This is a genomic window from Nocardioides hwasunensis (assembly GCF_014779665.1).
In the GTDB taxonomy this organism is placed as follows: Bacteria; Actinomycetota; Actinomycetes; order Propionibacteriales; family Nocardioidaceae; genus Nocardioides; species Nocardioides hwasunensis.
The window spans coordinates 743,851-763,861 of sequence record NZ_JACXYY010000001.1 but is presented as its reverse complement, the minus strand read 5'-3'; the positions used below and the strand labels follow the sequence as shown (position 1 = coordinate 763,861).

Genomic DNA, 20,011 nt, shown 5'->3' with positions numbered 1-20,011 from the left:
CTCGCGCCTGTAGGTTTGGCACACCCCGGCGCCCCGCCGAACCACCCGCGAGACCTCGAGGACACCCGCCTGTGCTGTTGCTGATCGTCGCCGTTCTCGCGACGGCGATCGCGTCTCCATGGCTCGTGCTGCGCGCGGGCAGTCGCGGATTCCTGGCCTTGGCGGTCGTGCCCCTCGCGGGGACGATCTGGGTGGCCGCCCAAGGGCCGACGGTCCTCGACGGCGGCACCCTCACCGAAGTCCATCCCTGGGTCGACGGCATCGGCATGGACCTCGCGCTGTCGATGGGCACCCTCCAGTGGGTGATGTCGCTGATCGTGCTGGGGATCGGCGCGCTGGTGCTGGCCTACTGCGCGTGGTACTTCGGCAGGTCCGACGCCGGCGTCCCGCGCTTCGCAGGCGTCCTGGTCGCGTTCATCGGATCCATGCTCGGCCTGGTCCTGGCCGACGACCTGCTCCTGCTCTACGTGTTCTGGGAGCTCACCACCGTCTTCTCGTTCCTGCTCATCGGGCACGACCCGGGTCGCCGCGCCAGCCGACGCTCGGCCATCCAGGCGCTCATCGTCACGACCTTCGGTGGCCTCGCGATGCTGGTCGGAGCGATCGTCGTCGCCCACGGTGCCGGGACCTACCGGATCTCGGAGATCCTGGCCGATCCGCCCGTGGGCACCGCCGTGACCGTCGGCGTGCACCTGCTCCTGGTCGGCGCCATCAGCAAGTCGGCGCTGCTGCCGTTCCACTTCTGGCTGCCGTCGGCCATGGCCGCGCCGACCCCGGTCAGCGCCTACCTCCACGCCGCGTCGATGGTGAAGGCCGGCGTCTACCTCGTGGCGCTCCTCGCCCCGGCCTTCGCCGGCGTCGCAGGCTGGCGGACGGTGCTGCTGACGCTCGGCCTCGCCACGATGCTGCTCGGCGGCGTGCGCGCGCTGCGCCAGAACGACCTCAAGCTGCTGCTCGCCTACGGCACCGTGAGCCAGCTCGGCTTCCTCGTCCTGGTGCTCGGCGTGGGCACCCGCAGCACGATGGTGGCGGGTCTGGGCGTGCTCGTCGCGCACGCCCTCTTCAAGGCCACCTTGTTCCTCACGGTCGGGATCATCGACCACAGCGCCGGGACGCGCGACCTGCGCCGCATCACCGGCCTGGCCCGCCGGATGCCCGCGCTCGCGGTGGCCGCCACGCTCGCCGCTGCGTCGATGGCCGGACTGCCCCCGCTGCTGGGCTACGTCACGAAGGAGAGCGTCCTCGTGGCACTCCTCGACGTGGCGCAGGAGGGGGACGGCACCGGCATGGCCGGTCTCTCCGGCTGGGTCCTGCTGGCCGGGGTCGTCGTCGGGTCCGCGCTGACGGCCGCCTACTCCGCTCGCTTCGTCTGGGGCGCCTTCGGCAACCGGGAGATCCACGGCGCCGGCTCGGAGCACGACGCCCCGGCCGAGGTCCACCCACCGGCACCGGGATTCGTCGCTGCCCCTGTCGTGCTGGCCGCCCTGACCGTCGCCCTGGGCTTCGCCGGCGGTCCGCTCACGACCCTGCTCGAGCAACCGGCCGAGGGCTTCCCGGCGGGCGTCCACCACCCCGAGCTCACGCTGTGGCACGGGGTCGGCACCCCGCTGCTGCTGACCGTGCTCGCGCTCGCCGGCGGAGCGCTGCTCTTCCTCGCCCGCGAGCCGGTCGCCCGAGTGCAGACGCGGCTGGCGCACGACTGGAGCCTGGAGCGCGCCTACCGGGGCGGCATGCGGCTGCTGGACCGGAGCGCGGTCGAGGTCACCGGTGTCGTCCAGCGCGGGTCCGCCTCGGCCTACCTCGCGATCATCCTCCTCGTCGTCGTGCTGCTCCCCGGATCGACGCTGCTGCGGGGTCTCGACGACGTACGCGTCCGGGCGTGGGACACCCCGGCGCAGGCCGTCGTCGGCGTGGTCATCGCCGCCGCCGCCGTGCTCACCGTGCGCTCGCGCCGTCGGATCCGTGCGGTGCTCCTGGTCGGAGTCACCGGCTACGGCACGGCTGTCCTCTTCGTCCTCCACGGCGCGCCCGACCTCGCCCTGACCCAGGCGCTCGTCGAGACCCTGACCGTCGTGGTGTTCGTGCTGGCCCTGCGCCGGCTGCCGCAGTTCTTCACCGACCGGCCGCTGAGCGCCCGCCGCCACCTCCGCGCCGTGCTCGGCGCCGCCGTGGGCGCGGTGACCGGCGGCTTCCTGCTGGTGGCGGGTGCCGCACGGACCGCGGAGCCCGTCTCGACGGCCCTCCCGAAGCAGGCGCTGGAGTTCGGCGGCGGCGGCAACATCGTCAACGTCATCCTCGTCGACACCCGCGCGTGGGACACGCTCGGCGAGCTCTCGGTCCTCGTGGCGGCCGCCACGGGCGTGGCCAGCCTCATCTACGTCAGCGCCCGCGGCGCCGACATCCGGCGCGTCCACGACATCCCCTACCCCGCCGGTGTGACGAAGGTCCCCACCGGGCCCGGTCGTCGCGCCTGGCTGCCGGGCTCGCGCACGATGGCGCCGGAGAAGCGGTCGATCATCTTCGAGGTCGTGGTGCGCCTCGTCTTCCACACGCTCATCGTGATCTCGATCTACTTCCTGCTGGCCGGGCACAACGATCCCGGAGGCGGGTTCGCCGCCGGGATGACCACCGGCCTGGCCCTCGTCGTCCGCTACCTCGCCGGCGGACGCTACGAGCTCGACGAGGCCGCGCCCGTCGACGCCGGGCGACTCATCGGTGCGGGCCTGTCCGTGGCCGCCCTCTCCGCACTGCTGCCGATGGCCTTCGGCGGCGTCGTCCTGCAGTCGGCCATCATCGACGTGCCCATCCCGCTGCTCGGTGAGCTGCACCTGGTCACCTCGGTGCTCTTCGACGTCGGCGTCTACCTCGTCGTGGTCGGCCTGGTGCTCGACCTCCTGCGCGCCCTCGGCTCCCACATCGACCGCGACATCAAGCGCACCCGACGCGAGACGGAGGCAGCGGCGGCATGAGCGTCAACCTCACCCTCGTCCTCACCTCGTCCGTCCTGCTCGGGTGCGGCGTCTACCTCGTGCTCGAGCGCAGCCTCACGCGCGTGCTGCTCGGGCTGGTCATGATCGGCAACGGCGTCAGCATCGCGTTCCTCGTCGCCGGCGGCCGGGCCGGTCGCGCGCCCATCGTCGAGAAGGGTGGCGACACCTCCGGGCTCTCCGATCCCCTGCCGCAGGCGATGGTGCTGACCGCGATCGTGATCATGCTGGCGACCACCGCGTTCGTCCTCGCCATGGCCTACCGCAGCTGGCAGCTCAACGGCCACGACGACGTCCAGGACGACGTCGAGGACGACATGATCAGGCACCTCGCGAGCCGGGACGTCACGTCCGAGGCCTACGCCGCCACCACGTCCGACTTCCCCGGTGACGACTCCAGCGGCGACCCCGGCGAGGGTCCGGACGACGACCCGCTGGCGGCCGACGAGGCCGAGATCAACCAGGAGAGGCCGTCGTGAACGCGCTCGTCCCCCTTCCCGTGGTGCTGCCGATCCTGGCTGCCGGCGTCTCGCTCGCGCTCCTGCACCACCCGCGGATCCAGCGTTGGCTCAGCCTCGGCGTCTTGACCGCCGTCGTGGTCATCTCCTCCGCGCTGCTCGTCCAGGCGGACCGGCACGGTCCGCAGACGGTCTGGATCGGCGCGTGGTCCGAGACGCTGGGCATCGTGCTCGTCGCGGACCGGCTGGCGGCCCTGATGCTGGTCGTCAGCGCGGTGGTCACGCTGGCGGTCCTCGCCTACTCCGTCGGGCAGGGCATGACCGAGGACGAGGAGGGCGCACCGATCTCGATCTACCACCCGACCTTCCTCGTGCTCGTGGCCGGTGTGTCCAACGCGTTCCTCGCCGGCGACCTGTTCAACCTCTTCGTCAGCTTCGAGATGCTGCTCTTCGCCAGCTACGTCCTGCTGACCCTCGGGGGCACGGCGACCAGGATCCGGGCCGGCACCATCTACGTGCTGGTCAACCTGCTCTCCTCCACCCTCTTCCTCATCAGCATCGCGGTCACCTACGCCGCCACCGGCACGCTGACGCTCGCCCACCTCGCCGAGCGCCTCGCCGAGCTGCCCGACCACGTCTCGCTGATGATCCAGCTCCTGCTGCTGACGACGTTCGCGATCAAGGCCGCGGTGTTCCCGCTGTCGTTCTGGCTGCCCGACAGCTATCCCACGGCACCGGCGCCGGTCACTGCGGTGTTCGCCGGCCTGCTGACCAAGGTGGGCGTCTACGCCATCCTGCGCACCCAGACCCTGCTGTTCCCCGACAGCCCACTGAGCGACCTCCTCCTGTGGACGGCGCTGCTCACGATGCTCATCGGCATCCTGGGCGCCGTCGCCCAGTCCGACATCAAGCGGATGCTGTCCTTCACGCTGGTCAGCCACATCGGCTACCTCATCCTCGGCATCGCGCTGGGCAGCCGGCTGGGCACTGCCGGCACGATCTTCTACGTCGTGCACCACATCACCATCCAGACCGCGCTCTTCCTCGTGCTCGGTCTGGTCGAGCGCCGCGCGGGCAGCACCGCCCTGATGCGGATCGGCGGCCTGGCCCGGCTCGCTCCCCTGTTGGCGGTGCTGTTCTTCGTCCCCGCGATGAACCTCGCCGGCATCCCGCCCTTCTCCGGCTTCATCGGCAAGGTCGGCCTCTTCCAGGCGGCCCAGGCCGACGGCGGGTGGCTGCCGTGGACGGTGGTCGCCGGTGGTGCGGTCACCAGCCTCCTCACCCTCTACGCCGTCGCGAAGACGTGGGCGGTCGCCTTCTGGCGTACGCCGGAGGAGGCGCACGAGGCCTTGGAGGCCATCAGTGACGCTGCGGATCCCGCCCCCGGTCACGGCAGCGACGACGGCACGCACCAGCACCGCGGGCACGTCCACACCTCGGCCGGCACGATCACCAAGAACGACATCGAGGAGGCGCGTCGTCTCGGCAACGACGACCTGCCCGACCGTGACTTCCACACCCTCATCGAGGCCGGGGAGGACAACCGGCACTCTCCCGCCGGGATGCTGGTGCCAGCCGCCGGGCTCGTCACGCTGAGCGTGCTGCTCACCGTCGTCGCCGGCCCGCTCTACGGTCTCAGCGAGCGCGCCGCCCGCGACCTCCACCAGCGCGACACCTACGTGTCGTCCGTCCTCACCGGGGAGGCTCGATGAGCCCGGTGCTCCACACCCGTCGCGACGGGACCACCCGACCCGCGCGTCACCGCGCGGTCCAGCCCCCTGCCGTCGCGGGCCTGACGCTGGTGTGGCTCGCCCTGTGGGGCGACGTCACTCCCCTGCTGCTGGTGGGCGGGGTGCTCGTCGCGGTGATGGTGTGCCTGGTGTTCCCGCTGCCTCCGCTCCACCTGAGCTTCCGGGTCCGCCCGCTCGCACTCGTCGCGCTCGTGGGGCGCTTCATCGTCGACGTGGTCCGCGCCAGCGTCGAGGTGTCCTCGGTGGTCCTGCGGCGCCGTCAGGTGAGCAACGCAGTCGTCGCGGTCGACCTCGAGTCGTCCTCCGACCTCATGATGACGCTGGTGGCCTCCATGCTCTCGCTGGTGCCCGGCTCGGTCGTCGTCGAGGCGCGGCGTTCGACCCACACGCTCTTCCTGCACGTCATCGACGTACGCGACGAGGAGGCGGTCGAGCGCTTCCGCCAGGAGGCGCTCGCGCTCGAGCAGCGGCTGCTGCGGGCCTTTCCCGCCCGAGCGACCGGGCAGGAGGAGGCGTCATGACCATCGTGCTCGTGATCGCCGCAGCCATGCTGCTGGTCGCAGCCGCGCTGCTGCTGGTGCGCATGACGCTGGGACCGACCATCCTCGACCGCAGCGTCGCGCTCGACGTGCTCGTGGCCGTCACGGTGTCCACCATCGGCCTGCTGATCGCCCACACGCGGGTGACCTACGCGCTTCCCGTCCTGGTGGTGCTGGCCGCCTTCGGCATGGTCGGCGCTGTCAGCGTCGCGCGCTATGCCAGTCGCAGCGAGGACGTCGATGCCGACAGTCGCCCGGACGAGCAGATCGAGGGGGACCTGCGATGACCTGGACCGGCGTCGCCGACGTCGTCGCGGCCGCGTGCATCCTCCTCGGCGCGCTCCTCGCGCTCATCGCCGCCATCGGCGTGGTGCGGATGCCCGACCTGCTCAGCCGGATGCACGCCGCCACGAAGCCGCAGGTGCTCGGCACCGTGCTGGTGATGGCCGGCGTGGGGCTGCGGCTGCGCGACCTCTCGGTCGTCGGTGTCCTGGTGCTCATCGTCCTGCTGCAGATGGCGACCAGCATCGTGGCCAGCCACATGGTCGGTCGCGCGTCGTTCCGTGCCGGCCAGGTCCGTCACGACCTGCTGGTCATCGACGAGCTCAGCTCCGAGCCCGCCCAGGACGAGCCGCGCGGCGCTCCCTGACCCTGCTGCCGCCGCACGCCGGTGCTACCGGGGCGGGCCGAACGGGTGCAGCCCCCACGACACCGACAGCTGCTCGCCCGCGCGCAGGCCGCGCACGCTGTTGCCGTGGTCGTCGAGGGGCGGGCTGTACGAGCCCAGGCCCAGGATCCCGGGCGCCACGGCCATCACGCCCCCCGAGACGCCGGACTTCGCCGGCAGCCCGGCGCGGTGGACCCACCTGCCACTGCCGTCGTACATGCCACAGGTCGCCATCACGCTGAGCACGTCGGTGACCACGCTCTGGGGCAGCACCCGCTCCGACGAGCCGGGGCGCACGCCCCACGTCGCCAGGGTGCCGGCCATCGTGGCCAGGTCGGCAGCGGTGACCGTGATCGCGCAGCACCGCGCCAGCACCTCCAGCGCGTCCTCCACCGAGCAGGACATGGTTCCACCGGCCCGCATCAGGAAGCCGAGGGCCCGGTTGCGGTCCCCCTGCTCGAGCTCGGTCGCCACGACGCCCTCGTCCACCGACAGCGCGCGACCCGCGGCGCCGGAGCAGACCTCGAGCACCCGGGCGACGCGCTCGTCCACACCGCGTCCCGCGACGAGCGACGACGTCAGCAGCGCACCGGCGTTCACCATCGGGTTGGGTGGCCGGCCGGTCCCCTCCTCCAGCACCACCGCGTCGAAGGGCTCACCGGTCGGCTCGACGCCCACGAGGTCGTGCACGCCGTCCCCGTGGTCGAGGAGCGCCACGCCGTAGATCCACGGCTTGACGACGGACTGGATGGGGAAGCCGACATCGGCGTCCTGCGTGTGGCTGAGCCGCCCGTCGACCGTCGTCGTCGCCAAGGCGAAGCAGCGCTCGCCGCCGTCGTCCAGCCGCTGGTCGTGGATCGTCCCCGAGGTGTCCGGGAGCAGGCGCTCGCGCTCGGCGGCCAGCGCAGAGGTCAGGTCATCGAGATGGTGCGGCACGCATGCACCCTACGGACGACCTCCCCGTCGCCGGGCCGGCGTCACTCGTCGAAGGCCTCCACGACCGCCTGGTCGATGGTCTGCACGGGTCCCTTGAACCAGTGCCTGGCCGAGGCCGCCCACCAGACAGCCAGCAGGACCAGCACGCCGAGCACCATGAACGGCGCGTAGTTCACGGCCGCCCAGTCGAACTCGTCGCGCCACGGCGCACCGAAGGGTGAGGTCGGGAGCATCAACATGATGCCGACGACGACGATCTCGATCGTGGCGACGAGGTTCATCCACTTGTACTTGCTGCCGTTGTTCCAGCTGCCGACCTCGAACGAGTCGCCGGCGCGCCAGCGCAGGAAGATCGGGACGGCGAAGGAGAAGTAGAGGCCGATGACCGAGACCGAGGTGACGGCGTAGAAGGCGGTCGGGATGCCGTTGACCGACTTCAGCGCGGGAAGCGTGATGAGGGCGCCGAGGACCGCGGCGAAGATGACGGCGTTGGCCGGGGTGCGCTGGGCGTTGACCTTGGACCACAACCGTGATCCGGGCACTGCGCGGTCACGGCTGAAGGCAAACATCATCCGCGACGTGGAGGTCAGGCAGGCGGTCGCGCAGAAGAGCTGCGCGCAGGACGAGATGAAGAGCAGCAGACCGCCCCAGGTCGATCCGAGCGCGGTGTCGAAGACGTACGCCACGCCGCCGGCCGGGATGCTGGCGTAGTCGGGCACCCCGTCGACCTTCGGGATCGCGAAGGTCACCGCGAGCAGCAGGACGTAGCCGCCGATGGCGGAGTAGAAGATCGACTGCCAGATGGCGCGCGCGGCCGTCTTGGCAGCGCCCTGGGTCTCCTCGGACAGGTGCACCGAGGCGTCGAACCCGGTGATCGTGTACTGGGTGAGGATGAAGCCGAACGGGATGATGGCGAAGAAGAACACCAGGTTGCTCGTGGACCCGTCGGACCAGCCGGAGCCGTTGTAGGTGTCGGTGAAGACCTGGGAGATGCTCAGGTGGTCGTCCGGGACGATGACGAGGACGAGCACGAGGAACGCAGCGCCGGCGACGTGCCACCACACGGAGACGTTGTTGATCAGGGCCAGCAGGTGGCTGGAGAAGATGTTGACCACCGTGATGAACACCAGGATCACGAGGAAGATCACGAAGACCGTGTTCAGCGAGAACTCGTCCATCCAGCCCCAGGCCAGGAAGGTCAGCTCGAAGAACGTCGCGCACCCGTAGGCGACGGAGGCGGTCACTGCGATGAGCCCGATCAGGTTGAGCCAGCCGGTGAAGAAGCCGGCCGCCGGGCCGCCGAGCTTGGAGGCCCAGTAGTAGATGCCGCCCGAGGTCGGCATGGCCGAGACCAGCTCGGACATCGTGAAGCCGATGATCAGGATGAAGACCGAGATGATCGGCCACGACCAGGAGATCGAGACCGGGCCGCCGTTGGCGATGCCGGCGCCGTAGGTGGTGAGGCAGCCGGCGAGGATCGAGATGATCGAGAACGAGATGGCGAAGTTGGAGAAGCCGGACCAGGAGCGGGCGAGCTCCTGCTTGTAGCCGAGCTTGGCCAGGTGCTCCTCGTCCTCGCTCAGGTGGCGCTCGGCAGCGGGCTCAGCAGACATGTCGCACCTCTCGCGGCGTCAGTGGGTGATCGGCAACCTAGACCTGGCGGAACGCCTTGTGAATACTTCGGGCCAGAACTCCGGCAAATTGGTATGAACTCCGACCATTGACCTGTTCGGTGAACCTGCGACACTGCTCACATGACCGCGCAGCCGCACGAGCACCTCACGGCTGCCGTGCTGCGACCGGTGCGTGGGCACCACGCGTTCGAGGGGTGCGTCGAGCAGCTCGCGACGGCGATCCGGCTCGGGGTCTATCCCGTCGGCAGCCTGCTCCCTCCCGAGCGCGAGCTCGCCGAGCGACTGGGCGTGAGTCGCGCGACCCTGCGCGAGGCGATCGCCGCGCTGCGGCAGGCAGGTCTGGTCGAGACACGGCGCGGGCGCGGTGGCGGGTCGACCGTGACGTCGCAGGCGCGCGGCCGGTTCACCGGTGGACTCTCCCGGGTCTCGGCCGCCACGAAGTCCGAGTGGCTCGACGCACTGGAGTTCCGGCGCGTCGCCGAGCCGGGCGCCGCGCACCTCGCCGCCAGCCACGAGCTCACGGACGCCGACCGCGAGCAGCTCGCGGCCGCCGAGACCGCGGTCCACGACGCCACGGGCAAGCGCGCCCACCGCCAGGCCGACTCCCGGCTGCACCTGACCATCGCCTCCCTGAGCGGGTCGGCGCGGCTCCAGGAGGCGGTGACCTCGGTGCAGTCCACCCTGGACCAGATGCTCGCCGCCATCCCGGCCCTCGAGCCCAACATCGGCCACTCCCACCACCAGCACCGTCTGGTGTGCCGCGCCATCCTCGCCGGGCGCCCCGAACGCGCGCGGAAGGTCATGGAGGACCACTGCGACGACACCGCCGCGCTCCTGCGCGGCCTGCTCGTCTGACCCGCCCGACCAGACCCACGAACTGCCAGCGAGACGGAGACCACGTGAGCACACGCAACGACCGCCACCTCACCATGGAGGCGCTCCGCCAGCGCATCGACGCCGGCGACGTCGACACCGTCGTCCTCGCGTTCACCGACATGCAGGGCCGCCTGCAGGGCAAGCGGCTGCACGGCCGCTACTTCCTGGACCACGTCGTCGGCCACGGCACCGAGGGCTGCAACTACCTCCTGGCGGTCGACGTCGACATGAAAACCGTCGACGGATATGCGATGACGTCGTGGGAGCAGGGCTACGGCGACATGGAGCTCGTCATGGACGAGCAGACCATCCGACTCCTCCCCTGGCTCCCGGCCACCGTGATGGTCCAGTGCGACCTCGAGTGGGCCGACCACCGCCCAGTCGTCGCCTCGCCGCGGGCCATCTTGAAGGCGCAGCTCGACCGCCTCGCCGAGCGCGACCTGGTCGCCCTCGCCGGGACCGAGCTCGAGTTCGTCGTCTACGACGACACCTATGAGGAGGCTCACCGCCTGGGCTACCGCGGCCTCACGCCGGCCAACCAGTACAACGTCGACTACTCGATCCTGGGCACGACGCGCGTCGAGCCCTTCCTGCGCGACGTCCGCAACCACATGTACGCCGCCGGGCTCGACGTCGAGGGCGCCAAGGGCGAGTGCAACTTCGGCCAGCACGAGATCGGCTTCCTCTTCAACGATGCCCTCACCACCGCCGACAACCACGTCGTCTACAAGAACGCGGCCAAGGAGATCGCGGCTCACCACGGCAGGTCGGTGACCTTCATGGCCAAGCCCAACCAGCGCGAGGGCAACTCGTGCCACATCCACCTGTCCCTGCGTGGCGCCGACGGCGAGCTGGTCTTCTGGGACGAGGACTCGGGAGCGCGTACGCCGCTCTACGACAGCTTCATCGCGGGCGTGCTGGCGACGGCGGCCGACTTCACGCTGCTCTTCGCGCCCAACATCAACTCCTACAAGCGGTTCGCCGACGGCTCCTTCGCCCCGACCACGCTGGGCTGGGGCCTGGACAACCGCACGTGCGCGGTGCGGCTCGTGGGCCGCGGTGCGGGCGCGCGCATGGAGAACCGGATCCCTGGCGCGGACGCCAACCCCTACCTCGCGCTGGCCGCGATGATCGCCGGCGGCCTGCACGGCATCGAGCACGACCTCGAGCTCGAGCCGGAGCTCACCGGCAACGCGTACGCCTCCGACAAGCCGCGCGTGCCCGGCACGATGGGCGACGCACGCGAGCGCTTCCACGCGTCCACGGTCGCCCGTGCGGCCCTCGGCGACGAGGTCGTGGACCACTACGCCAACATGGCCGACATCGAGCTCGCCGCCTACAACGCCGCCGTCACCGACTGGGAGCTCGTCCGCGGCTTCGAGCGGCTCTGAGCTCCCCTCCTGAAAGGCAGAGATGACCACCCTGATCAACCCGAGCACCGGCGCGGAGCTCGACCACTCCCCCGCGTCGGCGTCACTCGAGGACACCGACGCCGCCATCGCGCGGGCGCACGACGCCTTCCCGGCCTGGCGCGACGTCGCACCGGGCGAGCGCGCCCGGCTGCTGCGCGCCTTCGCCGCGGTCGTGGACGCCCACCTCGAGGAGCTCGCCCAGCTCGAGGTCCTCAACGCCGGTCACACGATCGGCAACGCGCGCTGGGAGGCGGGCAACGTCCGCGACTGCCTCAACTACTACTCGGCCGCGCCCGAGCGGCTCTTCGGTCGGCAGATCCCGGTGCCGGGGGGCACCGACGTCACGTTCCACGAGCCGCTCGGCGTGGTCGGCATCATCGTGCCCTGGAACTTCCCGATGCCGATCGCGGCCTGGGGCTTCGCCCCGGCCCTGGCCGCCGGCAACACCGTCGTGCTCAAGCCCGCCGAGCTGACCCCGCTGACCGCGATGCGCATCGGGGAGCTCGCGCTCGAGGCCGGTCTGCCCGAGGGTGTCCTCACCATCGTGCCCGGCAAGGGATCGGTCGTGGGCGAGCGCTTCGTCACCCACCCGCTGGTGCGGAAGGTCTGCTTCACCGGCTCCACGACCGTCGGCAAGCAGATCATGGCCGGTTGCGCCGACCAGGTGAAACGGGTGACGCTGGAGCTCGGCGGCAAGAGCTCGAACATCGTCTTCACCGACACCGACGTCGCGGCGGCCGCCGCGAGTGCGCCGTACGCCGTCTTCGACAACGCGGGCCAGGACTGCTGCGCCCGGTCGCGGATCCTCGTCCAGCGCTCGGCGTACGACGAGTTCGTGGGGCGGCTGGAGACCTCGGTCAAGGCGCTGCGGGTCATCGACCCCTCCGACGACCGGAGCGAGATGGGGCCGCTCGTCTCCGCCGGACAGCGCGAGTCCGTGCAGGCCCACCTCGACGGCGCGAGCATCGCCTTCACCGGGAGCGCCCCGGACGGGCCCGGCTGGTGGCTGCCGCCGACCGTCGTCGAGTCACGCGACACCAGCGAGTCGATCTGGCGCGAGGAGGTCTTCGGGCCGGTGGTCGCGGTGATGGCCTTCGACGACGAGGACGAGGCCGTCGCGCTGGCCAACGACACCGACTACGGCCTGTCCGGCTCGATCTTCACCTCCGACGTCGGCCGCGCGCTCCGGGTGGCACGACGCGTCGAGTCGGGGAACCTGTCGGTCAACAGCCACTCGGCGGTCCGCTACTGGACGCCGTTCGGCGGCTTCAAGCAGTCCGGCCTCGGACGCGAGCTCGGCCCGGACGCGCCGAACGCGTTCACCGAGGAGAAGAACGTCTTCATCGCCCACTGAACCAGGACCCGATCTCGACACGCCGCTCGTTCCTCGCGGCTGCTCGATCACCCAGAAGGAGAGGCACGAACACATGGCAGGACGCATCGAGGGCCGTACGGCCGTCGTGACCGGCGGGTGCAGCGGCATCGGGCTCGCGACCGTGCGACGCTTCGTCGAGGAGGGCGCGCGCGTGGTCATCGGCGACATCGACGACGCCGCTGGCGAGTCCCTGGCCGCCGAGCTGGGCGGACCCGACGTGGTCACCTACGTCCACGTCGACGTGACCTCCAAGGAGGAGGTCGACGCGCTCTTCAAGACGGCCAAGGACACCTACGGCTCGGTCGACATCGCCTTCAACAACGCCGGCATCAGCCCACCGGAGGACGACTCGATCCTCGACACCGACCTCGACGCCTGGCGAAAGGTGCAGGAGGTCAACCTGACGAGCGTCTACCTCTGCTGCAAGGCGGCCCTGCCCTACATGCTCGAGCAGAAGCGCGGCTCGATCATCAACACCGCCTCGTTCGTGGCCGTGATGGGCGCGGCGACCTCGCAGATCTCCTACTCCGCCTCCAAGGGCGGCGTGCTGTCGATGTCGCGCGAGCTCGGCGTGCAGTTCGCCCGCGAGGGCGTCCGCGTCAACGCGCTCTGCCCCGGCCCGGTCAACACGCCGCTGCTCAAGGAGCTGTTCGCCAGCGACCAGGAGCGCGCCGCCCGTCGCCTGGTGCACGTGCCGATGGGGCGTTTCGGCGAGCCCGAGGAGATGGCCAACGCGGTGCTCTTCCTCGCCTCCGACGAGTCGAGCTTCATGACCGCCAACACGTTCCTGGTCGACGGTGGGATCTCCGGCGCCTACGTCACCCCGCTCTGAGGCGGCGCGCATGGACGCACCCGTCGTCGGGTTGTCGACCTACCGCCAGCAGGCCGCGTGGGGCGTGTGGCACACGAGCGCCGACCTGCTGCCGACGGAGTACGCCGTCGCGGTCGAGGCCGCGGGCGGCGTACCCCTGCTGCTCCCGCCCGTCGCCCTGCCCGCTGCTGCCTCGCTGGTGGTGGCGCGGATCGACGCGCTCGTCATCTCCGGGGGCGCGGACGTCGACCCCGCGCAGTACGCCGAGGAGCCGCACGAGCGGACCACCGGTTGGCAGCCGGACCGGGACGCGTGGGAGCTGGCCCTCCTCACCGCCGCAGAGCAGGCGGGCCTGCCGGTGCTGGGGATCTGTCGGGGGATGCAGCTGATGGCCGTCCACGCAGGCGGCGTCCTCGACCAGCACACCCCCGACCTGGTCGGCCACGATACGCACTCCCCCGGCGGCGACACGTACGGCTCCGTCGACGTCGCGACCGAGCCCGGGTCGCGGCTGGCCGGTCTCGTCGGCGCGAGCCTCGAGGTCGGCTGCCACCACCACCAGTCGGTGGCGACCCATCCCGGGTTCACCGCGGTCGCCCGGGCGGCCGACGGCACGCTCGAGGCGATGGAGGCCCCGGGTGACCGGTTCCGCATGGCCGTCCAGTGGCACCCCGAGACGCGGGTCGAGATCGGCCTGATGACCGGCCTCGTCGCAGCCGCCCGGGAGCACGCCGCCAGTCGCTAGCTGCTCTGGCCGCGCTCCTGCTTCCGTCGCATCGTGGCGGGCATCGTGAGCAGGAGGGCGAGCCCGATGCCGATGAACATGCCGATGGAGTTGGCGGCGACGTCGCGTGGGTCGGAGACCCGGCCGGGGATCTGCTCCTGGACGGTCTCGATCATCGACGTGAGGACCACGCCGGCAGCCATCGCGATGAACCACAGGCGTGAGCCGACGAGCAGCAGCAGGAACACCCCCAGCGGGACGAAGAGCCCGATGTTGGCGAGGAACTCGATCCGCTCGACGCTCAACCGGCTGGTGAGCGGGTCGAGGTCGGGGTAGCGCTCGAGTCGCGCCAGGATCCGCGCCGCCAGCCCCTGGTAGTCGGGCTGGTCGGCTCCGGGGGTGAGCGTCACCAGCCCGATGAACCCGAGGTAGAGGAGGGTCAGGAGGCTGAGGAACGGATGACGGTGCAGCACCCGACCATCATCCGGGTCGGTCCCAGCCCCTCAGCCGAAGGACACCCCGGTCATCTCCTCCGAGACGTCCCACAGCCGCGCCGCGTCCTCGGTGCGACGCAGCGCCGGCCACAGCGTGTGCGGGCCGGGGGGACCGCCGGCGTTGCCCGGCCACTGGGGGCCGTAGAAGCCACCGTCGTCGCCCGACGTGGCGGCCATCAGCGCGGGCAGCCTCGCTGACTCGACCGTACCCACCAGCAGCCCTCGTCTCGAGAGCCACCGGATCAGCTTGACGATGGTGGTGTCGTCGGCGCGTCCGACCTCGGGCCGTGCGGCCAGCAGGCTCGTGGGGGCGACACCTGGGTGGGAGATGTTGCTCGTGACGCCCCACCCGCCGGCGCGACTGCGGCGGCTGAGCTCGAGGCCGAAGAGGCCGCAGGCGATCTTGGACTGGCGGTAGGCCGCCATCCCGTCGTAGGAGCGCTCCCAGTCGAGGTCGTCCCAGTGGATGGTCCCTCGGCGGGCGGCGATGCTCGACTGCGAGGTGATCCGGGCGCTGCCGGCACGCAGGACCGGCATCAGCCGGCCGGTCAGGGCGAAGTGGCCGAGGTGGTTGGTGCCGAGCTGGAGCTCGTGGCCGTCGGCCGTGGTCTGGCGGTCGGGCGGCGTCATCACCCCGGCGTTGTTGATCATCAGGTGGATCGGCTCGCCCGCGGTGACCAGCCGCTCCGCCAGCGCCGCGACCGAGTCGAGCGAGGACAGGTCGAGGTCGTGCAGGACCAGCCGGGCCCCGGGCACCCGGGCACGGATCGTCGACACGGCAGCCTCGCCCTTGCCGCGGTTGCGGACCGGCAGCAGCACCTCGGCGCCCGCTTCGGCCAGCGACGCGGCCATGCCGAGGCCCATCCCGTCGCTGGCGCCGGTGACCAGCGCGCGCTTGCCGGTCAGGTCGGGAAGGGTCAGGTCGTACGTCCTGGGCACGGTGGCTCCTCTGTGTCGGGCTGCGGTCCCTCCAGCATGGACGCCACCGGGGATCCCAGCCACGGCCTGGCGATCCGTGGCTACGCCCCGCTGGACCATGGAGGATGGCGCCATGATCGATCGCGTCGGGCTCGCCGACTTCCTGCGCCGCCGCCGGGAGGCGCTGCAGCCCGAGGACGTGGGACTGCCGCGCGGTGCGCGTCGGCGTACGCCCGGCCTGAGACGTGAGGAGGTCGCGGCGCTCAGCCACATGTCCACGGACTTCTACTCCCGGCTCGAGCGCGAGCGCGGACCGCAGCCCTCCGAGCAGATGGTCGCCTCGATCGCCCAGGGGCTGCACCTCTCCCTCGACGAGCGCGACCACCTCTTCCGGCTGGCCGGGCACCAGCCGCCGACCCGCGAGGCCGCCGGCGACCACGTCTCACCCGGCATGCTGCGGATCTTCGACCGGCTCGGCGACACCCCCGCCGAGATCGTCACCGAGCTCGGGGAGACGCTGCGTCAGACGCCGCTCAGCGTCGCCCTCGTCGGCGACTCGATGCGCTGGACCGGACCGTCGCGCAGCATCGGCTACCGGTGGTTCACCGAGCCGTCCGTGCGACGGTTGCACCCGCCGGAGGACCACGACTTCTACTCCCGGATGTACGCCTCCGGGCTGCGCAGCGTGCTCGCGCTCCGTGGCCCCGACTCGCGGGCCGCCCGTCTCGCGGACCGGCTCCTGGAGGAGAGCGAGGAGTTCCGGGAGCGCTGGGCCGCGCACGAGGTCGGCATCCGGCCGCACGAGGTCAAGCGCTACCTGCACCCGTCGCTCGGTCCGCTCGAGCTGAGCTGCCAGATCGTCCAGGACCCCTTCCAGTCGCACGCGCTGCTCGTCTACACCGCCACCCCGGGAACCCCCAGCCACGAGGCGCTCCAGCTCCTGGCCGCCGTGGAGGCACCCTCCCCCACCTGAGCGTCGGTGGCGTCGGCGAGGCTGTCCCCATGACCCGGATCCAGCTCTCCCGCCTGCCGGGCGAGCGTGTGCGGGTGACCGACGACGAGGCGTCGAGGGAGATCGACCTCGCCGACCTGGCGCCGTTCGTCGCCGCGCGCGAGCCCGACGGCCCGCGGTGGGTGTGGGACGACACCGCCCGCTGGTACCCCGGGCTCCTGGCCGCCGGGGTCCGCGTCGCGCGCGCCCACGACCTGAGGCTGTGCCACCACCTGCTGCGCCGGGCGCCCGCCGTCGACGCGTCCCTGCTCGTCGGGCCGGAGTCGACGCGCTGGGACCGACTCGGTCCGGCCGTGCCGAGCGACCCGGTGCTGTTCAGCTCCGACGCCGCCGCCGAACACCTCGCCGCCGACCTCGAGGACGAGCGCCAGCTGTCCGCGATCTCCGCCTCGCCCGAGGCCCGCCGCCTCCACCTGCTCGTGGCGGCCGAGTCGGCCGGCGCGCTGGCTGCTGCCGAGATGACGTACGCCGGGGTGCCGTGGCGCGTCGACGTCCACGAGGAGCTGCTGACCGGGCTGCTCGGCCCGCGCCCGCCGTGGGGCGCGCGCCCGCGACTGCTGGAGGAGGCCGTCGGCGACCTACGCCGCCTGCTGTCGGCCCCCGGCCTCAACCCCGACTCACGGCCCGAGCTCCTCGCGGCGCTGCGTCGCAACGGCATCGAGCTGACCGACACCCGGGCGCACTCGCTGCGATCGGTCGACCACCCGGTGATCGAACCACTCCTGCGCTACAAGAAGCTCGCCCACCTGTTCCAGACCAACGGCTGGGCCTGGATCGACGAGTGGGTGCGTGACGGCCGGTTCCGGCCGTCCTACCAGCCCGCGGGCTCGGCCACCGGACGCTGGTCCTCCAACGGTGGCGGCGCTCTGTCGTTCCCGGTGCAGGTTCGCTCGGCCGCGGTCGCCGACCCGGGATGGGTGCTCGTCGTCGCCGACGTCGCCCAGCTCGAGCCGCGCGTGCTCGCGGGCATGAGCGGCGACCGGGCGCTCGCGCGTGCTGCGCGCGGGGCCGACCTCTATCAAGGCATGGTGGACGACGGCGCGGTCGCGTCGCGGCAGGACGCGAAGCTCGGCCTGCTCGGCGCGATGTACGGCGCCACCAGCGGCGCGAGCGGCCGGATGGTCGCCGACCTGACCCGGCGCTACCCGGCCGCCTTCGGGCTCGTCGAGGAGGCCGCCCGGGCGGGCGAGCGCGGACAGGTCGTGCGGACGCTGCTGGGGCGCGGCTGCCCGGCACTCGGCGCCTCCTCGGACGGCGCCTGGGAGGAGTCGCCCGAGGCCCCGCCGACCGACCTCGCCGACCAGGACCGGCACCGACGCGCCTACGGCCGGTTCACCCGCAACTTCGTCGTCCAGGGAACGGGCGCCGAGTGGGCCTCGTGCTGGATCGCCGACCTCCGCAACCGGCTCTGGCACCTCGGGGCTGACGGCTCATTGGCGGAGCGCCCCCACCTGGTGTTCTTCCTCCACGACGAGGTCGTCGTGCACGCGCCTGCCCACCTGGCCGACGCCGTGGCGGGCGAGGTCACGGAGGCGGCCGCCACGGCCGGCCGGCTGCTGTTCCGGGAGCTGCCGATCGACTTCCCGCTCAGCGTCTCCGTGGTGCAGTCCTACGCCGAGGCCGGCAAGCCCGCAGGCGGCTCCAGCCATCTAGGCTCGTCGGCATGATCGCCCCCCTGCGTGTCGGCTTCGTGACCGGCGCGACGCCCGACAAGTGGGCTCGGAGCTGGCGCGCCGGCCGTCGCGAGTCGCTGCACCTCGTGCCGATGACCGAGGCCGACCAGGTCGACGGCATCCGCGACGAGACCCTCGACATGGCCATCGTCCGGCTCCCCGTCGACCGCGACGGCCTGCACTGCGTCCGGCTCTACGACGAGCTCCAGGTGGCGGTCGCCTCGCGCGAGCACCTGCTGGCGGCGGCCGACGACGAGGTCACCCTGGCCGACCTGGTCGACGAACAGCTCGTACGACCCCACCCGAGCGGCTGGACCCCTGACGTCGACCAGCTCGACTGGCCGCCGATGAGCGAGCAGGAGGCGATCGAGACGGTCGCCGCGGGCACCGGGATCGTCGTGCTTCCGATGTCGGTCGCACGCCTCCACCAGCGCAAGGACGTGGTCAGCAGGATCGTCACCGACCTCGACCCCACCACCATCGCGCTGGTCTGGCGGATCGAGCGTGACGACGAGGTCACCCAGGCGTTCGTGGGCGTGACGAAGGGGCGTACGCCCAACAGCTCGCGCTGAATCGGGTCAGTCGCCCCCGAGGACCTGGCCCAGCACGATCAGTCCGACCATGAGCAGCAGCATCGGCATCAGCACCCAGAAGTAGCGCGTGTCGACGTACTTCTTCTTCGCATCGGGGTCCCACGGGCCCTGCTTGTCGTGACTGCCGGGGTTGATGATCATGTGGTCCTCCTACCCTCTCCGGGGCCGTCGCGAACCTCGCGTCGCCGGCCATCGGCCCACACGTGTCCGAGAGGTCGCCCTCGTTCCAGCCGTTTAGGGGGGAGAACTCGGACACGTGTAGCCAGCGAAGCGGGGTTACCTCGGCCAGAACAAGGACCCGGACACGTGTCCGAGACCTTGCCGCTGTTCCGGCCGGTCAGGGGCGAGAACTCGGACACGTGTGCGTCCTCGGGGCGAAGACCGGGTCCGAGGGCGACAACTCGGACATGTGTCCGGGCGGTGGCCCCGGAAACGGTCTCCCAGGGGCGACGTCGCGGACGCGTGTCCGAGGTCGGGCCGCCCTCAGTCCCGGTGCTTGCCCCGGCGCGAGTGGGGCGTGGCCAGCACCGCCTCGACGGCGCCCCGGTCGTAGTCCTCGCCGAGCCAGTCGAAGAGCCCGCGCAGCGCCTCGGGATCGGCGACGAAGTCGTCGTAGCGCACGTGGAAGACGTCGTCGCCCAGGCCCGCGGCCGCCTCCAGCATCTTCGCCTCGATCCGCTGCACCTGTCCCAGGGGATCGTCCTTGCGCGTCCAGTAGTTGCTGGCCGCGACGTCCTCGAGCTTGCGGGTGTTGAGCACGAACCGAGCGCCCGGGAAGACCTGCCGCAGGAAGGCGAGGTAGTCGGGGAGGTCCTCGTCGTACCAGCGGATCTCCTTGAAGCCGGTGACCCGGGTGCCGGGCTCGGGACGCAGCAGCGTCGCCTCAGCCAGCGCCCGGATGTGCGTGAGCGAGGCGTCCTCGGGGAAGGCCTCGATGCCGAACCACGGGTGCGTCGGACGGCTGGCCTTCTGCGGGTCGACGCGCGCCCTCTCGGCCAGCCCGCTGCGGTGGAACTCGTAGAGGTGGCGCATGGCGTGGCGGTTCTCCCCGCGCAGCAGCCAGCCCGGGATCGAGTTGAGGATGCCCATGAGCAGGGTCGAGCCCGACCTGCCGTAGGTCATCACGAAGACGTGGCGCAGCTCGCTCATGC

20 protein-coding genes are annotated in these 20,011 nt (G+C 71.4%); 14 read left to right on the top strand and 6 right to left on the bottom strand.

Translation table 11 applies throughout. The features are described from left to right. Positions 1-71: 71 nt before the first annotated feature. Genes IEZ25_RS03820 through mnhG form a run of 6 tightly spaced genes read left to right on the top strand, consistent with a single transcriptional unit; the run spans position 72 to position 6,384 of the window. Positions 72-2,969, top strand: a complete 2,898-nt coding sequence (locus tag IEZ25_RS03820) for a Na+/H+ antiporter subunit A (protein WP_318152020.1) — start codon at positions 72-74, stop codon at positions 2,967-2,969. After that, positions 2,966-3,466, top strand: coding sequence for a Na(+)/H(+) antiporter subunit C (locus IEZ25_RS03815; RefSeq protein WP_191198029.1), 501 nt, complete (start codon positions 2,966-2,968; stop codon positions 3,464-3,466). The genes IEZ25_RS03820 and IEZ25_RS03815 overlap by 4 nt, the downstream gene beginning before the upstream one ends. Beyond that, positions 3,463-5,157, top strand: coding sequence for a Na+/H+ antiporter subunit D (locus IEZ25_RS03810; protein WP_191198028.1), 1,695 nt, complete (start codon positions 3,463-3,465; stop codon positions 5,155-5,157). The genes IEZ25_RS03815 and IEZ25_RS03810 overlap by 4 nt, the downstream gene beginning before the upstream one ends. Further along, positions 5,154-5,717 (top strand): Na+/H+ antiporter subunit E, encoded by a 564-nt coding sequence (locus tag IEZ25_RS03805; RefSeq protein WP_191198027.1) that lies wholly within the window; start codon positions 5,154-5,156, stop codon positions 5,715-5,717. Before IEZ25_RS03810 ends, IEZ25_RS03805 begins: the two co-directional genes overlap by 4 nt. Next, a complete protein-coding gene (locus IEZ25_RS03800) occupies positions 5,714-6,022 on the top strand; it encodes a monovalent cation/H+ antiporter complex subunit F (protein ID WP_191198026.1) in 309 nt (102 codons plus the stop codon). The genes IEZ25_RS03805 and IEZ25_RS03800 overlap by 4 nt, the downstream gene beginning before the upstream one ends. Continuing rightward, positions 6,019-6,384 carry a monovalent cation/H(+) antiporter subunit G gene (mnhG, locus tag IEZ25_RS03795; RefSeq protein ID WP_191198025.1) on the top strand — a complete coding sequence of 122 codons (366 nt, stop codon included), beginning with the start codon at positions 6,019-6,021 and terminating at the stop codon, positions 6,382-6,384. Before IEZ25_RS03800 ends, mnhG begins: the two co-directional genes overlap by 4 nt. Positions 6,385-6,408: 24 nt before the next feature. Here the strand turns inward: mnhG and glsA are convergent, their stop codons facing one another. Continuing rightward, positions 6,409-7,338 (bottom strand): glutaminase A, encoded by a 930-nt coding sequence (gene glsA, locus IEZ25_RS03790; protein WP_318152019.1) that lies wholly within the window; start codon positions 7,336-7,338, stop codon positions 6,409-6,411. A 41-nt stretch (positions 7,339-7,379) separates the two neighbouring features. Next, a complete protein-coding gene (locus tag IEZ25_RS03785; RefSeq protein WP_191198024.1) occupies positions 7,380-8,951 on the bottom strand; it encodes an amino acid permease in 1,572 nt (523 codons plus the stop codon). A 141-nt stretch (positions 8,952-9,092) separates the two neighbouring features. On the opposite strand from IEZ25_RS03785, the gene IEZ25_RS03780 reads away from it, so the two are divergent. From IEZ25_RS03780 to IEZ25_RS03760, 5 genes are all read left to right on the top strand, one after another. Continuing rightward, positions 9,093-9,827 (top strand): FadR/GntR family transcriptional regulator, encoded by a 735-nt coding sequence (locus IEZ25_RS03780; protein ID WP_191198023.1) that lies wholly within the window; start codon positions 9,093-9,095, stop codon positions 9,825-9,827. Between the two features lie 44 nt (positions 9,828-9,871). Continuing rightward, entirely contained in the window at positions 9,872-11,239 is a 1,368-nt protein-coding gene (locus IEZ25_RS03775) for a glutamine synthetase family protein (RefSeq protein WP_318152018.1), read from the top strand. Positions 11,240-11,261: 22 nt separating this feature from the next. After that, positions 11,262-12,614: an aldehyde dehydrogenase family protein gene (locus IEZ25_RS03770; RefSeq protein WP_191198022.1), complete on the top strand. Its 1,353-nt coding sequence runs from the start codon at positions 11,262-11,264 to the stop codon at positions 12,612-12,614. A gap of 73 nt (positions 12,615-12,687) precedes the next feature. Continuing rightward, positions 12,688-13,467 (top strand): 3-oxoacyl-ACP reductase, encoded by a 780-nt coding sequence (locus IEZ25_RS03765; protein ID WP_191198021.1) that lies wholly within the window; start codon positions 12,688-12,690, stop codon positions 13,465-13,467. A 10-nt stretch (positions 13,468-13,477) separates the two neighbouring features. Continuing rightward, positions 13,478-14,191, top strand: a complete 714-nt coding sequence (locus IEZ25_RS03760; protein WP_191198020.1) for a gamma-glutamyl-gamma-aminobutyrate hydrolase family protein — start codon at positions 13,478-13,480, stop codon at positions 14,189-14,191. On the opposite strand, the gene IEZ25_RS03755 is transcribed toward IEZ25_RS03760, so the two are convergent. Continuing rightward, positions 14,188-14,643 carry a VanZ family protein gene (locus IEZ25_RS03755; RefSeq protein ID WP_191198019.1) on the bottom strand — a complete coding sequence of 152 codons (456 nt, stop codon included), beginning with the start codon at positions 14,641-14,643 and terminating at the stop codon, positions 14,188-14,190. The two genes, IEZ25_RS03760 and IEZ25_RS03755, sit on opposite strands and share 4 nt — an antisense overlap. A 30-nt stretch (positions 14,644-14,673) precedes the next feature. Continuing rightward, the gene (locus tag IEZ25_RS03750; RefSeq protein ID WP_191198018.1) at positions 14,674-15,603 is read right to left on the bottom strand and encodes an SDR family oxidoreductase; all 930 of its coding nucleotides are present in this window, start codon (positions 15,601-15,603) and stop codon (positions 14,674-14,676) included. 112 nt (positions 15,604-15,715) lie between these two features. Between IEZ25_RS03750 and IEZ25_RS03745 the strand changes: the two genes are divergently transcribed. From IEZ25_RS03745 to IEZ25_RS03735, 3 genes are read left to right on the top strand one after another with little or no spacing between them, the layout of a single operon-like run. Continuing rightward, positions 15,716-16,555: a helix-turn-helix transcriptional regulator gene (locus IEZ25_RS03745; protein ID WP_191198017.1), complete on the top strand. Its 840-nt coding sequence runs from the start codon at positions 15,716-15,718 to the stop codon at positions 16,553-16,555. A gap of 29 nt (positions 16,556-16,584) precedes the next feature. Next, the gene (locus IEZ25_RS03740) at positions 16,585-18,261 is read left to right on the top strand and encodes a bifunctional 3'-5' exonuclease/DNA polymerase (protein ID WP_191198016.1); all 1,677 of its coding nucleotides are present in this window, start codon (positions 16,585-16,587) and stop codon (positions 18,259-18,261) included. After that, positions 18,258-18,839 carry a LysR family substrate-binding domain-containing protein gene (locus IEZ25_RS03735; RefSeq protein ID WP_191198015.1) on the top strand — a complete coding sequence of 194 codons (582 nt, stop codon included), beginning with the start codon at positions 18,258-18,260 and terminating at the stop codon, positions 18,837-18,839. The genes IEZ25_RS03740 and IEZ25_RS03735 overlap by 4 nt, the downstream gene beginning before the upstream one ends. Positions 18,840-18,845: 6 nt before the next feature. Here the strand turns inward: IEZ25_RS03735 and IEZ25_RS03730 are convergent, their stop codons facing one another. Together IEZ25_RS03730 and IEZ25_RS03725 are read right to left on the bottom strand one after the other, a co-directional pair. Then, positions 18,846-19,001 carry a hypothetical protein gene (locus IEZ25_RS03730; RefSeq protein ID WP_191198014.1) on the bottom strand — a complete coding sequence of 52 codons (156 nt, stop codon included), beginning with the start codon at positions 18,999-19,001 and terminating at the stop codon, positions 18,846-18,848. Between the two features lie 342 nt (positions 19,002-19,343). After that, complete coding sequence (locus IEZ25_RS03725; protein WP_191198013.1) at positions 19,344-20,009, bottom strand: sulfotransferase family protein; 666 nt, start codon at positions 20,007-20,009, stop codon at positions 19,344-19,346. Positions 20,010-20,011 lie beyond the last annotated feature (2 nt).